Here is a 14357-nt window from a genome sequence, read left to right on the forward strand (position 1 = left end):
GCCGCGGCTGGCCGGGCAGGCGGGTCGGCGGCGTGGCGTCGGGGGCGCGCAGATACAGGGGCCGGGGCGGGCTTTCCGCCGGATCGGCCGCCGCCGTCAGCCGCGCCAGCGCCCCGGGCGAGGGGCCGGCGAGGTCCACAACGACCGCTCCGGGAACCCCGTCCGCGATCAGGGCCGCGCCCGAACCGATCAGCCGGGGGCCCGGACCCAGCGCCATCGCCCGGTCCCGCGCCGCCTCGATCGTCAGCGCCTCCGCCGGCCCCTCCGGCGCCTCGTCCCGCCAGAATCGCGCATAGACCTGCCCGCGCCGCGCGTCGATCAGGGCGGCCATCCCGCCCGCCGGGGGCGCCGAGGCCGCCAGCCCGTCGAGGGTTGAAATCCCCACCACGGGCCGGCCGAGCGCCGCGCCCAGCCCCTGGGCGAAGGCCAGGCCGACGCGCAGCCCGGTGAATGAGCCCGGCCCGACCGTAACCCCGATCCGCTCGAGGGCGCCGAAGCCGCCCGCCTCGGCCACCGCGTCCCGCGCCATCCCGGCCAGCCGCTCCTGGTGCCCCTTGGCCATGGCTTCGGAGCGCAGCCCCAGCGGCCGCGCCACGCTCCCCTCGACCGCGAACACCCCGGCGCTGCACAGGCCCAGCGCCGTATCGATCACCAGCACCTTCACGAGTCCGCTCCGTGGCCGGCGCTCACGCGTCCCGGGCGAGCGCCCGCACCACCCGCGCCACCGCCTTGCGCACGTCGCGGTCCTCGATCAGCGGAAAGGCCGAGGCCACGGCGCGACCGTCGGCCGTGGCGGTGATGTGGCGCAGCGCCTCCCAGCCGGTCTCGGTTCCGCTCCGCGCCGTCTGCACCGGCGGAAAGAAGGCCTCGACCGAGGTGGCCAGCGCCGTCGCCACCCGATGCAGCCGCGAGGCCGAGATGCGGTTCTGCCCGGTCTCGTATTTCTGCACCTGCTGGAAGCTGATGCCGAGCTGCTGCGCCAGCGCCGTCTGCGACAGACCCATGGCCGAGCGGCGCAGGCTGATCCGCGCCCCGACATAGGCGTCCACTTCCTCCGGTCCGCCGATCCTGGCCATGGCCGCGCCCTCGCTGTTCACGACGAAACAGTTTCATGGAAACGCGATTGTTGCAACCAGATCGTTTCATCTACACGTCCAGACGGGCCACGACGGCGGAGACCTGGCGCGTCGCCGTCCGCGCGATCCGCTCCTCGCCGCCCTTCAGACCGCGCACGAACAGGGCGTCGGCGTCGGCGCGGTCGTAGAGCCGCACCCGCAGCTCGCCGTCGGCCATCTCGACGACGCAGCCCTGGTCGCGGCGCGGCCAGCGGCCGGGCTCGTACTCCAGCACCACGCCCGAGGCCGCCCACGGGGCCAGGTCGTCGTTCGACAGCTGCAGCCGCCGCGTCCCGGAAGCGGGACTTGTGAAGGGCCGGCCCGCGTTCTCCACGCCCGAGGCCGGCGCCGGACCCGGCGCGGCCGGGGCGCCCAGCTTCAGCGCCAGGCCCTCGGGCGACGATCCGATCGCGGCGGTCAGCCGCCGCTGCACGTCGGGCCGGAACAGGCCCGGACGCTTGCCCGATTCATAGAGGCCCCAGCCCTGGCTGGTCATTCCGGCCCGCTCTCCGGCCTCGGCCTGGCTGAGCCCCGCCTCGCGGCGCAGGGCGGCGAGCGCCTCGCCGAGGCGCCGGGCGTCGCTGTCGCTCTCGAACCGGGGCATGGCGCGATGATGACGGAGTCCGCCCCGCGAAGCGAGGACGGATTTGTTTCAGGCGCGCCCCGGCGACCGACCGCATCGTGGGCGAAGGCGTCGTGAACCCGCGCTCAAGCAGCGAGCCGCCGCGCGGCGAGCGATTGCGCCCTCTTAAATGACCTGCTCGACGCGCGTCACTTCCGGCACAGAGTGTTTCATCATCTGCTCGACGCCGGCCTTGAGCGTCGCCGACGACGACGGACAGCCGGCGCAGGCGCCGCGCATGCGCAGGGTCAGCACCCCGCTTTCCTCGTCGAAGCCGTCGAACAGGATGTCGCCGCCGTCCTGGGCCACCGCCGGGCGGATGCGGCTGTCCAGCAGCTGCTTGATCTCGGCAACGATCTCGCTGTCCTCCCCGTCGGGCGAGACGCTGTCGAACGCCCCGCCGCGCATCAGCGGCGCGCCCGAGACGAAATGATCCATGATCGCGGCCAGGATCGGCGCCTTCATCTGGGCCCAGGCCAACCCGGCCGGGTCGCGCGTCACCGACACATAGTCGGCGCCGAAGAAGACCCCGGCCACGCCCTCCACCTGGAACAGCGCCTCGGCCAGCGGCGAGGCGGCGGCCTCGTCGGCGGTCAGGAACTCGCGCGGCTCCGCCGAGACGTCCCGCCCCGGAAGGAATTTGAGCGCGTTCGGATTCGGCGTCGGTTCGGTCTGGATGAACATGGCCCCCCAAGTGCGCTTCCCAGGCGGCGGCTTCAAGGCTCAAGGCTGCGACATTCCTCCCCATCGGGGGAGGGGGATCCTCCGGAGCCGCCCGCGGCGAACGAGGGTCGAGGGGGCGGCGCTCGGGCAGCGAGCGCCCGCGGCGCTAGCGATTGCGCCCTTCCGGCTACGCCAGGTCCTCGATTTCCTTCTCGGTCAGCTCGCCCGGTACGATGGTCACCGGCAGCTTGCGCCCGGTGAATGCCGCGCCCTGCTTGACCACCGCGGCGACCAGCGGCCCCGGCGCGTTCGAGCCCGCCGCCAGCACGAGGATCTTGATGTCCCCGTCCTCGCCGACGACCTTGCGGATGCAGCCCTGCGGGTCGCCCCGCTCGATCAGCAGGATCGGCGTCGAGCCGGAGCGCTCGGCCGCCTCGGCCGCCCAGCCGTTCAGAGTGGCCTCGGCCTCGGCCCGGGTCTGGCGCTCGATCTCCTCGCGCACCCCGGCCCAGTGGGCGTCCGACGCCGCGGGGGGGATGATCCGCAGCATCACCAGATGGCCGCCGGTCGAACGGGCCCGCCGCGCGGCGTAGCGCAGCGCCGCCTCGAACTCCGGACTGTCGTCGACGACGACCAGGAACTTCCGCGGCATCGGCCTCTCCCTCACCTCCGGCACGCTAGCAGATCACGGCCCGGCGCGCGAAACCTCTGAGGTCCGCACCATCTTCCCCGTCATTCTCGGGCTTGACCCGAGGATCAGATCGTCCGGTGCCCGGTGGAACGAGATGCGGTCGCGCTCGCCGGGCCGTCCCCACCGCACGGTCACGCCCTGCATCTGATCCTCGGGTAGGAGCGTCCGCGATCGCATGCGATCGCAGCGGATGGCCCGAGGATGACGGATGTGGGACGTTCGGAACCGCTATCCCGCCGACGAAGCGATCTCCCGGATCACGCTGTTGGCGATGGTCAGTTTGGCGAAGGTCCAGCCCGAGCCCGAGGCCTCGATCTCGTCGACCGAGGCGCGCACCCCCTCGACGGTCTTCAGACGCGGGCCGATCCAGCGGTCGACCGCCTGTTCGGCCGACTTTTCGCCGGCCCCGACCGAGGCGTCCGCCGACCGGGCCACGGCCCGCGTCAGCACGACCTGCTCGTTCATCAGGTCCTCGATCAGGCGGCGCACCGCCAGCCGGTCGAAATGATCGGCCGAGGGCACCGCCCCCGCCGCCGCGCGCAGCCGGTCGAAGTCGAAGGCCGCGCCGACCTGGTGGTACAGGGTGGCCATGGCCGGCTCGGACCAGCCGGCCTCGCGGGCGAGGTCGCCGATGTCGGCCGTGGCCACCAGCGGCCTCAGCATGGCGAAGTCGCGCGCCATCGCCTTCGGCGCCCCATAGGCGGTGAAGGTGGCGATGCGGGCCTCCAGCCGGTCGCGTTCGAACCGCGACAGCACCGCGCCCCCCGCGGCCCGCAGCGCATCGGCCGCCGGGCGATAGGCGGCGATCAGGCCGTCCACCGAGGCGCCCTCGCGCATGGCCCGCCGGGCCAGCCAGAAGGTCTGACGGCGCAGCACCGTCGAGATCTCCCCGTAGAGCGCCGTCTGCGCCTCGGCCGGGATCTTCAGGTCCAGGGCCGAAACCTGGTCCCAGGCCTCGTCCAGCCGGAACACCTGCCGCGCCGCCTCGAAGGCGATGACCAGCGCCGAGGTGTCGCACTGCGCCGACAGGCGCAGCCGCTCGGGGAAGGTCGCGCCGCACATGTTGACGATCTCGTTCGACAGGATGGTCGAGACGATCTCGCGCCGCAGCCGGTGACGCTGCATGTCGGCCTCGAACTTCGCCAGCGGCGCGGGGAAGTAGCGGACCAGGGTCTGCCGGAAGAAGGGATCGTCCGGCGCCGTCGAACCGACGATGTCGTCGAACAGCTCCAGCTTGGAATAGGCGGTGAGCACGGCCAGTTCCGGCCGGGTCAGGGCCCCGCCCGAGGCCTTCATCTCGGCCAGCTTCAGATCGTCGGGCAGGCCCTCGACCTTGCGGTCCAGCCGGCCCTTCGCGCCGAGGTGCTGCATGAAGCGCTGCTGCGAATCCAGCGCCGCCGACCCTTCCGCCTGCTGCAGGGTGATGGCCAGGGTCTGGTCGTAGTTGTGGACCAGCACCTTCAGCCCCACCTCGTCGGTCATCGAGGCCAGTAGCGCGTTGCGGTCCTCCGCCTTCAGCGCCCCCGAGGCGATGGCCGCCCCGGTCAGGATCTTGATGTTGACCTCGTGGTCGGACGAATCCACGCCCGCCGAATTGTCGATCGCATCGGTGTTGATGCGCCCCCCGTGGCGGGCGAAGGCGATGCGGCCCGCCTGGGTCAGGCCGAGGTTGGCGCCCTCGCCGACCACCGCGACGCGCAGCTCGCCGGCGTCGACGCGGATGGCGTCGTTGGCCTTGTCGCCGACCTGCAGGTCGGTCTCGTGCGGCGCCTTCACATAGGTGCCGATGCCGCCGAGGTAGAGCAGCTCGGCCGGGGCCTTGAGGATGGCCTTCATCAGCGCCGCCGGATCGACCGCGTCCTCGCTGATATCCAGCGCCGCCTTGATCTCGGGCGACAGCTCGATCGACTTGGCCGAGCGCGGGAAGACCCCGCCGCCCTTCGAGATCTTCGACGTGTCGTAATCCTGCCAGGACGAGCGCGGCAGTCTGAACATCCGCTCGCGTTCGACCCACGAGGTCGCGGGGTCGGGGTTGGGATCGATGAAGATGTCGCGGTGGTCGAAGGCCGCCACCAGCCGGATCGCCTTCGACAGCAGCATGCCGTTGCCGAACACGTCGCCGCTCATGTCGCCGACGCCCACGACGGTGAAGGGCTCGGTCTGGATGTCCTTGCCCATCTCGCGGAAGTGGCGCTTGACCGCCTCCCACGCGCCGCGGGCGGTGATGCCCATGACCTTGTGGTCGTAGCCGACCGAGCCGCCGCTGGCGAAGGCGTCGTCCAGCCAGAAGCCGTAGTCGGCCGACACGGCGTTGGCGATGTCCGAGAAGGTGGCCGTGCCCTTGTCGGCGGCCACGACCAGATAGGGGTCGTCGCCTTCCCACAGCACCACGTCGGCCGGGTGGATCACCGCCCCGTCGGCGGCGAGGTTGTCGGTGATGTCCAGCAGGCCCGACAGGAAGGTCCTGTAGGCCCGGATCGCCTCGGCCTGCTGGGCGTCGCGGTCGCCGCCGGCGCGCACGATGGCCGGCAGGTTCCGGGGATAGAAGCCGCCCTTGGAGCCGACCGGCACGATGACGGCGTTCTTGACCTGCTGCGCCTTGACCAGCCCCAGCACCTCGGTGCGGAAGTCGTCGCGGCGGTCGGACCAGCGCAGCCCGCCGCGGGCCACCGGCCCGAAGCGCAGGTGCACGCCCTCGATATGCGGGGCCCAGACGAAGATCTCGCGGTACGGCTTCGGCAGCGGCAGGTCGTCCAGTTCGCGCGAGGCGATCTTGATGGAGATGTGCGGCTTCGGCCGGCCGTCGGCGCCCGTCTGGAAATAGTTGGTCCGCTTGATCGCCATGACCAGCAGCGCCAGCCGGCGCAGGGCCCGGTCGTGGTCGAGGCTCTTCACCTCCTGCAGCAGGGCCATCAGCTTGTCGGACTGCTCGGACACCGCCGCCTTGCGCGCCGCCGCGTCGCCGCCGTGCGCCGGGTCGAACTTGCAGTGGAACAGCGACAGCAGGCCGCGGGCCACGGCCGGATAGTCGCGCAGCGCCTCTTCCTGCACCGCCTGGCTGGGGTCCAGCCCGGTCTGCTGGCGGTAGCGGGCGAGGGTCCGGACCAGCGCCGCCTCGCGCCAGTCGACGCCCAGCTCGATCACCAGCCGGTTGAAGCCGTCGCTTTCCGTGCGCCCGGTCCACACCGCCGAGAAGGCCTGTTCGAACGGCTCGCGCACGTCGTCGAAATGCAGGTCGCCGCCGCGCGGGTCCTCGAGCAGGAATTCGTGCACATGGATCTGCGGATCGCCGAGCGGCGACAGGGCGTGACCCCATTCCTCCAGCGTCTTCAGCCCCATGTCCGCCAGGATCGGCAGCACGTCCGACAGCGGCACCGCCGCCCCCCGCCGGTACAGTTTGAAGCGGAAATTCAGCGGCCCGTCGCGTGCGGTGCGGAAGGCGCGCACCGTCACCGGCTCGCCCCCGTCGTTCAGCCCCGAGGCGTTCAGCTGGTCCGCCGCCTGAAGGTCCCGCACCGCCTCGTCGGCGTCGTAGCGGTCGCGGTAGCCGGCCCCGAAGGCCCAGGCCCAGCGGGCGCTCAGCGGCCCCACCTGCACGTCGTCGACGTCGGCGGTGCGCAGGGCGCTCTCGAACCGGTCGACCCAGCTGCGCCCGGCCTCGGCGATCCTGGCCTCCAGGTCGGCGGGGTCGGGGCAGGGGTGATCGCCCGGCGTCACGCCGATGATGTAGTGAATGCGCACCAGCGGCTGGTCCGACAGCTGCGGATACCAGGCCGACAGCCGGCCGCCCCAGGCCTCCGCCAGAATGCGCCCGATCCGCTCGCGCACGCCCGGATTGAAGCGCTCGCGCGGGATGAAGGTCAGCACCGAGACGAAGCGGTCGAACGGATCCTTGCGGGTGAAGCTCTTGATCCGCGGCCGGTCGTGCAGGTGCAATATGCCCAGCGCGATCTCCAGCAGCTCGTCCTCGCCGATCTGGAAGAGCTCGTCGCGCGGATAGTTCTCGAGGATGTTCTTCAGCCGCTTGTGGCTGTGCGACCCGGCCACCTTGCCGGCCCGGGCCAGGGCGTTGGCGACCTTGCGCCGCACCAGCGGCACCTGGGTGGCGGTCTTGTCATAGGCCTCGGCGGTGAACAGGCCGACGAAGCGGGTCTCGCCCGACGGCCGGCCGTCCGGCCCGAACCGCTTGACGCCGATATAGTCCATATAGGCCCGGCGATGGACCCGCGAGCGGGCGTTGGCCTTGGCCACGGTCACCGGCTCCGACAGGTTCAGCTGCTTCTTCATCGACCGGGTCAGCACCGCCGGCTCATTGGCGCGGCGCAGCACCGTGCGGTCCGGATCGGCCAGCACGCCCAGCCCCGCGCCCGACTGCGACAGCGGCGCCTCGGCCTCATAGCCGCCGTCCCGGGTGCGCGGATAGTCGTAGTCCCGCGCGCCGAGGAAGACGAAATGATCCGCCTCCAGCCAGCGCAGGAAGGCGAGGTTCTCGGCCAGCACGTCGGCGTCGACCCCCGACACCCCCGCCTCCAGATGGGCGATCGAGCGGGCCATCAGGGCGTTCATCGCCGCATGGTCCGAGACCGCCGCCCGCACGTCGGCCATGGTCGCGGCGAGGCTTTCGCCCAGGGCGTCGCGCCGTTCCTGCGGGGCCGGGTCCATGACGACGATGATCAGCGAGGTGCGCACGCCGCCGGTCTCGACGATCGGGTGGAACATCGAGCGCACGGTGACGCCGGCCTCGGCCAGTTCGCCCATCACGCTGTCGACGAGGAAGGGCCGGTCGTCCTGGATGATGGCGATGCTGTCGTAGCCGGTCGCCCGCCCGTCGGCCCCGGTCAGCGGGCCGAGCGTGATCAGGGCCGCCTCGCCGGGCCGCCGCCCCGCCGCCGAACGCCACACCGAGGCCAGCAGATGCGCCAGGTCGGCGCCGTTCAGCTCCGGCGTCTCGTCGGCGACATAGTCGTCGTGGGTCTGGGACAGATAGGACCGGGCGTCGTCCCCGTAGGCGCCGCCGACCGCGCTTGCGAAGCTCGCCTCCAGCGCCTCCAGGGTGATCGCCTGAGGGTGCGTGGGGGCGGAAGCGCCGGGCATGGACAGTCTCTTTACGGGCGCGGCCTGTCATCGGCCGCCGAAGGCGTCGCCAGACTAGGCCGCTTCGCCGCTTCGGCAAGCGGCCCGCCCCGACGGGGCTCCACTAGGACAGGCCGCGCGCGGCGGGAAGCCCCAAAACGACGAAAGCCGGTCCCTTTCGGAACCGGCCCTCGCGGCGCAACCGCGGCTTTGCGGCGGCGTCCTAGAAGCGGACGTTCATGCCGATACGGAAGCCGTGCGTCTTGAACGAGTCTCCCGACCGCGTCATGTCCGTGCCCGTCGTGTTCGGGGCCAGGATGAACGGATTGGTCGGCGGCGTCGTGCCGGTGGAGGCGACGCGGATGTTGTACGCCCCGGTCTCCAGGTCGGAATAGAGGTACTCGCCGGTCAGGGTCAGGCTGGGGGCCAGCCGCCATTCCACGCCGCCGCCGAACTGGTAGCCGTCGGCGTCGTCCTCGTCCGCCGTCACGGCGAAACTGTTGGCCGCGTTGCTGGTGGCGAAGCTGTTCTCGACCTTGCCGTAGGCGACGCCGCCGGTGGCGTAGACCAGGGCCGGGCCGGCCGCGAAGCCGACGCGGGCGCGCAGGGCGGCCATGTGCTCCAGCTTGCGGGTGAAGCTGTAATAGGCCGGGGTCGAGCTGAAGCCGGTGACGCTGTCCTCGATGTCGGTCCCGGCGATTTCGCCGACCGCGCCGACGACCCAGCGGCCGAACTGCATGTCGTAACCCAGCTTGACGCCGCCCTCGACGCCCGAGCCGTCGTCGTCGCAGCCCGTCGCGCCGCTGCTGGCCTGGTCGGCGCAGAAGCTGGTGAAGGCGTTGGCGCCGCCGGCGGTCACCACCGTGTCGTCATAGGCGCCGTCCAGGTCGCGGTCGAACACCAGGGTCTCGTTGGCGTCCTCCCTCGGCTGCACGAAGCCGCCGAAGACGCCGACGTAGGGGCCGGACCAGTCGGGCGCGGTCTGGGCCAGAGCCGGAGCGGCCACGCCGGACAGCAGAAGCGTCAGGGACGCGGCGGAAATTGTCTTCAGCATGGAGATGATGTCCTTCGGAATGGTTCAGCCCCCCTTCCGGCGCGACAAACGTCACCCCGGCGGCGGCGTTCCGGCGCGAGGCGGCCCGGCGGCGCGCGGCGCGCACTCGGCTGCGAAGCGTTGCATTTCCGCATCAATCCGGCGGGCCGCCGGCGGTTCGCCGGCCCGGTCCGGAAACGACAAAGCCGCCGGACTTTCGTCCGGCGGCCTGTCGGATCGGCGCCCAGGAGGGGAGGGATGGCGCCGATCTCAGCGCCGCGGCCATTGGGGGGAGGGGAGCCGCGGCGACAGGGTTGAGATAGGGGCCGGATGTGGCGGTTCAAGGGCGCCCGTGGGCCTCAGTCGGCCTCGGCCTGCGGCGGGTTGACGCGGCGCCGCGGCGCCGGCCTGGCCCCGTCCTCGTCCGCGTAGGGCTCGCCGTCGCCGGACAGCAGGATGGCCATCCAGCGCGATCCCTTGAACTCCGCCAATATGGCCATGGCCATCACCGCCAGCGGCGTCGAGAGGAACATGCCGACCACGCCCCAGACCTTGCCCCAGAAGGCCAGCGCCAGCAGCACCACCACCGGATCGATGTTCTGGTTGTCGCCCTGCATGCGCGGCTGGATGACGTTGCCGCTGACGAACAGGATGGCCTGCAGCCCGCCCAGCAGCACCGCGGCCTGCCAGTAGGTCTCGAACTGCACCAGGGCGAACAACGGCGGGACCAGCCCGGCCACGGCGCCGCCGATCACCGGGATGAAGCAGACGATGAAGATGACGAAGGTCCAGAACTCGGCGTTCTGCAGGCCCACGACCCGCATCAGCGCCCAGGCGGCGGCGCAGATCATCGCCCCGGTCACCGTCTGCACCCACAGATAGCCCTCGACCCCGCCGCGGACCCGCTGGAACACCTCCATGGCCTCGCTGCGGGCGGTGCGGTCGGGGAACATGCCGACCAGCTTGCGCCGGAAACCGGACTGCGACGCCAGCAGGAAGGCCAGGTAGATCAGGACGAAGATCGAACCGGTGACCACGCCCTGGGCCTGGCGCGCGAACACCGCCAGATAGCTGCGGATGTCCAGCTGGCCGATCAGTTCCGAGGCGGTCGGCGCGGTCTCCACGCCGAACAGCTGCGACACGTCGTGGATGATCTGGTCCAGTCGCGGCCCGATCCGGGTCGTCACCCCCGAGGCCTCGTCGAAGAAGTTCAGCGCGCCGTTGGCGATGATGGCGATGGCGGCGAAGAAGCCGAGAATGACCACGATCAGGGCCGCCGCCCCGGCCAGGTGGGACGGCACCGGCGTGCGGTCCTCGATGAACCGCTTCACCCCGTCGATCATGATCAGCAGGAAGATGGCCATGGCCAGCGGCGTCAGTATGTCCGCCAGCCAGTACATGGCGGCGCCCACGGCCACGACGGCGATGGCCACCACGGCGTTTCGCCCCACGGTCGAGGTCGGCAGGCTGATCGGCGGTTTCATCGGCATATGGTCAAGGTCCCCGCAGCCGGCGTCAACGGGCGCCTGTCATCGGCCTTGAACCGCCACGCCGGCCGGTAGAGCATGAGCGCCAAGCCTGTGCAGGAGTTCCCCCCATGCCCGACGCCGCCCCCGGCCTGTTTCTCGGTCAGGCCTTTCCGGAGGACGGCGCCAGGCCGGAAGTCCTGCTGCTGAACCGGGCCAACCGCCACGGCGTCGTCGCCGGGGCCACCGGCACCGGCAAGACGGTGACGCTCCAGATCATGGCCCAGGGCTTCTCCGAGGCCGGCGTCCCGGTGTTCTGCGCCGATGTGAAGGGCGACCTGTCGGGCATCGCCGTCCCCGGCTCGCCCAACGACAAGCTGCTGGCCCGCGCCGCCGGCATGGGGCTGACGCTGCAGCCGAAGGCCGCCCCGGTGGTGTTCTGGGATCTCTACGGCCAGAAGGGCCACCCGATCCGCACCACCGTCAGCGAGATCGGCCCGCTGCTGCTGGCGCGGATGCTGAACCTCAACGACGTCCAGGAAGGGGTGCTGTCGGTGGTCTTCCACGTCGCCGACAAGGAGGGCCTGCTGCTGCTCGACCTCGACGACCTCCGCGCCATGCTGGCCCATGTCGGCGAGAACGCCGAACGCATCGGCCGCGAGGTCGGCAATGTCGCTCCCGCCTCCATCGCCGCCATCCAGCGCGCCCTGCTCCAGCTCGAACAGCAGGGCGGCAAGGCCTTCTTCGGCGAACCGGCCCTGCGGCTCGAGGACATGATGCGCATCGGCCTCGACGGCCGCGGGCAGGTCAACGTCCTCGACGCGACGAAGCTGATGGCCAGCCCGCGCCTCTACGCCGCCTTCCTGCTGTGGCTGCTGTCGGAACTGTTCGAACAGCTGCCCGAGGTCGGCGATCCCGACAAACCCCGGCTCGTCTTCTTCTTCGACGAGGCCCACCTGCTGTTCACCGACGCGCCGCCCGCCCTGCGCGAAAAGGTCGAACAGGTGGTGCGCCTGATCCGCTCCAAGGGCGTCGGCGTCTATTTCGTCACCCAGAACCCGGCCGACATCCCCGACAGCGTGCTGGCCCAGCTCGGCAACCGCATCCAGCACGCCCTGCGCGCCTACACCCCGTCCGAACAGCGCGGCCTCCGGGCGGCCTCGGACAGCTTCCGCGCCAATCCGGCCTTCGACACGGCCGGGGCCATCCAGGCGCTCGGCGTCGGCGAGGCCCTGGTCTCGACCCTCGACGAGAAGGGCGCCCCCAATGTCGTCGCCCGCACCCTGATCCGGCCGCCGGACAGCCGCCTCGGACCCGCCACCGACGCCGAGCGCGCCGCCGTCATGGCCGCCAGCCCGGTGCGCGGCCTCTATGACGCCGCCGTCGACCGCGAGTCGGCCGAAGACATCCTGCGCGCCCGGCGCGGCGAAGCGGATCAGGCCGCCGCCGAGGCGAAACTGGCCGAGGCCCGGGCGAAAGCCGACGCCGCCGCCGCCAGGGAGGCCGAAAGGGCCGCCGCCGCCCGGGCGAAGGAACAGGCCCGCCTCGACCGCGAAGCCCGCGCCCGCGCCCCCCGCCGCTCGACCCGCGAGACGCCGATCGAAGCGGCGACCAAATCGGTGCTCCGCACGGCGGGGAGCACGATCACCCGCGAGCTCCTCCGCGGCCTCCTCGGCGGCCTGCGCCGGCGGTGATGATGGAGCGTGACCCGGACCTGTCGCTAAGCGGTTTCAGCCTGTGGGTGACGGGACAACCCTATTCCGACGCAGGGGAGCCCTATGGTCAGGACCTTCTGGGTTTTGAGACCCTGATCGAAACGCCGTGCTCGACGGTTCGAGCCGCCGGCATGCTCTCCGCGGCAGGCCTGTCGGGATTCTGTCGGGACCTGAACGCCCTCTACGAAACGCTCAAGGGCGACGCCGTGCTCGAGGCCCACGACGGAGAAACCAGCCTGATCCTGACGCTGGCGATGAGGCCGCTCGGTCACGTCGACGCCGTCCTGGATCTTCGATCTAACCACGGCGACGAAAGCCACAGGTTCGCTTGGGCACTCGATCAGACGTTCCTCAAGCCTTTCACAGGCCAGGTCCGCGCGCTCTCCGCCGCCTATCCCTCGCCCTTCCCCGCCAGAATTCTCGAACCCGTTCGAATCGTGGCGCCCCGGAAGTCCGATGTGACCACCCGGATTCTGGATGCGATCTTCGGAAAGCGGCCTGACCCAGCCTGATCCCAAAGCGCCGGTCTCTTGGCGAGGCTTGCTGGTTCACCATGAAGTTTACGAAGAAGGCACGAAGGGCACGAAGGGCACGAAGGAAGCCCGCTTGGCCTCTCTTCCGCGGGCTCTTGCCCGCCACCAGATGGAAGGCGCCTCCCTGACAGGAGCTGCTGGCCCTCCGGCTCCGTCGTGTCCTTTGTGCCTCTTCCTTTGTGTCCTTTGTGATGAACCTCGGCTCTCAAAGGGCATGACGCTCTGCTGGCGATCCGCGAAATTATAGTCGGGTTCAGCGGGCGATCCCCTGCCTTTTCCGACACTTGGCCGTTTCTGGAACCGATCTTCCATCCGGATATGCCGGCGGGCGCATAATGCGCCCCGTCCTGTCGCTCCGGCAGGCGCCGGTCTTTGACAACCGCATCCCCGCCGCACCGCCACAGGCGCGTCGATGCCGACTCTGCCGACTCCGCCCCCGTGAATTCCCGCCGACGCTGCCGACGGCGCCCCGCCGCTTTTTCCGGATTTCACCCGGGTGAAACCCACAGGCCGCTACGGCCGCGGGACCAGCCGCCACATCCTCAGCGGGTGACGCACCGCCCCGGCTTCCTCGCCCGCCGCCGCGCCTCGGCCCATGTACAGGTCGGCCCGCACCGGCCCCTTGATGGCCGAACCGGTGTCCAGCGCGACCACCAGCCCCTGATAGCCGCTCCGCGCGCCTGTCAGGTTCCCGCCGTCGGCGCTGATCCACACCAGATCGCCATAGCGCCAATGCCCGGGATCGACGGCGATGGCGCGCCGCGCGGGCAGGGGAATCCCCGCCGCCCCGTTCGGATCGCCGCCGTCGTCCGGATCGAGGCTGAAGAAGATGTAGCGCGGGTTGAGCGCCATCACGGCCTGCGCCTCCGGCCCGCGATGCGCCGCCAGCCAGGCCCGGATGGCCTCGCCGGAGGTTCCGTCGCGCGGCAGAAGGCCCCGCTCGGCCATCGGGCGGGCGATGCCCGCGAAGGTCTGCCCGTTGTCGGCCGCATAGGCGGCGCGCGCCTTCGACCCGTCCTCGAAGGTCAGATAGCCCGAGCCCTGGATCTGCATGAAGAACAGGTCCTCGGCGCGCATCCACGCCAGCGGCGCGGCGCCCGACACGGCCTCCGGATCGGCCTCGATCTCGGCCCGCGGGGGCAGCACCTGGCCGCGCGTCCAGCCGGCGGGCGGCGCCAGCACCGGCCTGTCGAACTCGCCGCCCGGGCTGCGGCGCGCGGCGTATTCCGGGGCGAAATAGGCCGTCAGCAGGCCCCGCCCGCCGTCGGGGGTCTCCGCCGCGACCACCGAGAAGCCGCTCTCGAAGAAGGCCCGGGCCAGCGACGGCGTCACCGGCTTCGAGGTCCGGCGGATCTGCATCGCCCGCTCGCACTGGGTCCGGGCCGCGGCGTCGCGGGCCACGCGGCAGCTGTCGGTCCAGGCGTTGAAGGCCGCCAGATGGTCCTC

General features: G+C 71.3%; 11 protein-coding genes. 2 read left to right on the top strand and 9 right to left on the bottom strand.

What is annotated here, in order from left to right; all coding sequences use genetic code 11:
- From tsaB to VGD32_RS03940, 8 genes are all read right to left on the bottom strand, one after another.
- The coding region (gene tsaB / locus VGD32_RS03905) for a tRNA (adenosine(37)-N6)-threonylcarbamoyltransferase complex dimerization subunit type 1 TsaB (protein WP_331030591.1) at positions 1-664 on the bottom strand (664 nt) is incomplete at its 3' end.
- A 22-nt stretch (positions 665-686) separates the two neighbouring features.
- Positions 687-1097, bottom strand: coding sequence for a helix-turn-helix transcriptional regulator (locus tag VGD32_RS03910; RefSeq protein ID WP_331030592.1), 411 nt, complete (start codon positions 1095-1097; stop codon positions 687-689).
- Positions 1098-1146: 49 nt separating this feature from the next.
- Complete coding sequence (locus tag VGD32_RS03915; protein WP_331030593.1) at positions 1147-1719, bottom strand: helix-turn-helix transcriptional regulator; 573 nt, start codon at positions 1717-1719, stop codon at positions 1147-1149.
- 144 nt (positions 1720-1863) lie between these two features.
- On the bottom strand, positions 1864-2421 hold the full coding sequence (locus VGD32_RS03920; protein ID WP_331030594.1) for a NifU family protein: 558 nt from the start codon (positions 2419-2421) through the stop codon (positions 1864-1866).
- Between the two features lie 166 nt (positions 2422-2587).
- A complete protein-coding gene (locus VGD32_RS03925; RefSeq protein WP_331030595.1) occupies positions 2588-3052 on the bottom strand; it encodes a universal stress protein in 465 nt (154 codons plus the stop codon).
- 267 nt (positions 3053-3319) lie between these two features.
- Complete coding sequence (locus VGD32_RS03930) at positions 3320-8185, bottom strand: NAD-glutamate dehydrogenase (protein ID WP_331030596.1); 4866 nt, start codon at positions 8183-8185, stop codon at positions 3320-3322.
- Positions 8186-8387: 202 nt separating this feature from the next.
- Positions 8388-9218: an outer membrane protein gene (locus tag VGD32_RS03935; RefSeq protein WP_331030597.1), complete on the bottom strand. Its 831-nt coding sequence runs from the start codon at positions 9216-9218 to the stop codon at positions 8388-8390.
- Between the two features lie 338 nt (positions 9219-9556).
- Entirely contained in the window at positions 9557-10687 is a 1131-nt protein-coding gene (locus VGD32_RS03940; RefSeq protein ID WP_331030598.1) for an AI-2E family transporter, read from the bottom strand.
- A gap of 107 nt (positions 10688-10794) precedes the next feature.
- Here VGD32_RS03940 and VGD32_RS03945 point away from each other — a divergent pair, with 107 nt between their 5' ends.
- Together VGD32_RS03945 and VGD32_RS03950 are read left to right on the top strand one after the other, a co-directional pair.
- The gene (locus tag VGD32_RS03945) at positions 10795-12357 is read left to right on the top strand and encodes a helicase HerA-like domain-containing protein (protein WP_331030599.1); all 1563 of its coding nucleotides are present in this window, start codon (positions 10795-10797) and stop codon (positions 12355-12357) included.
- Entirely contained in the window at positions 12357-12890 is a 534-nt protein-coding gene (locus tag VGD32_RS03950; protein WP_331030600.1) for a WapI family immunity protein, read from the top strand. Before VGD32_RS03945 ends, VGD32_RS03950 begins: the two co-directional genes overlap by 1 nt.
- A 534-nt stretch (positions 12891-13424) precedes the next feature.
- Here VGD32_RS03950 and VGD32_RS03955 read toward each other — a convergent pair.
- On the bottom strand, positions 13425-14357 hold a 933-nt coding region (locus VGD32_RS03955; protein WP_331030601.1), incomplete at its 5' end, for an MltA domain-containing protein.

Origin of the sequence: Brevundimonas sp., from assembly GCF_036402095.1 — a bacterium.
GTDB lineage: Bacteria > Pseudomonadota > Alphaproteobacteria > Caulobacterales > Caulobacteraceae > Brevundimonas.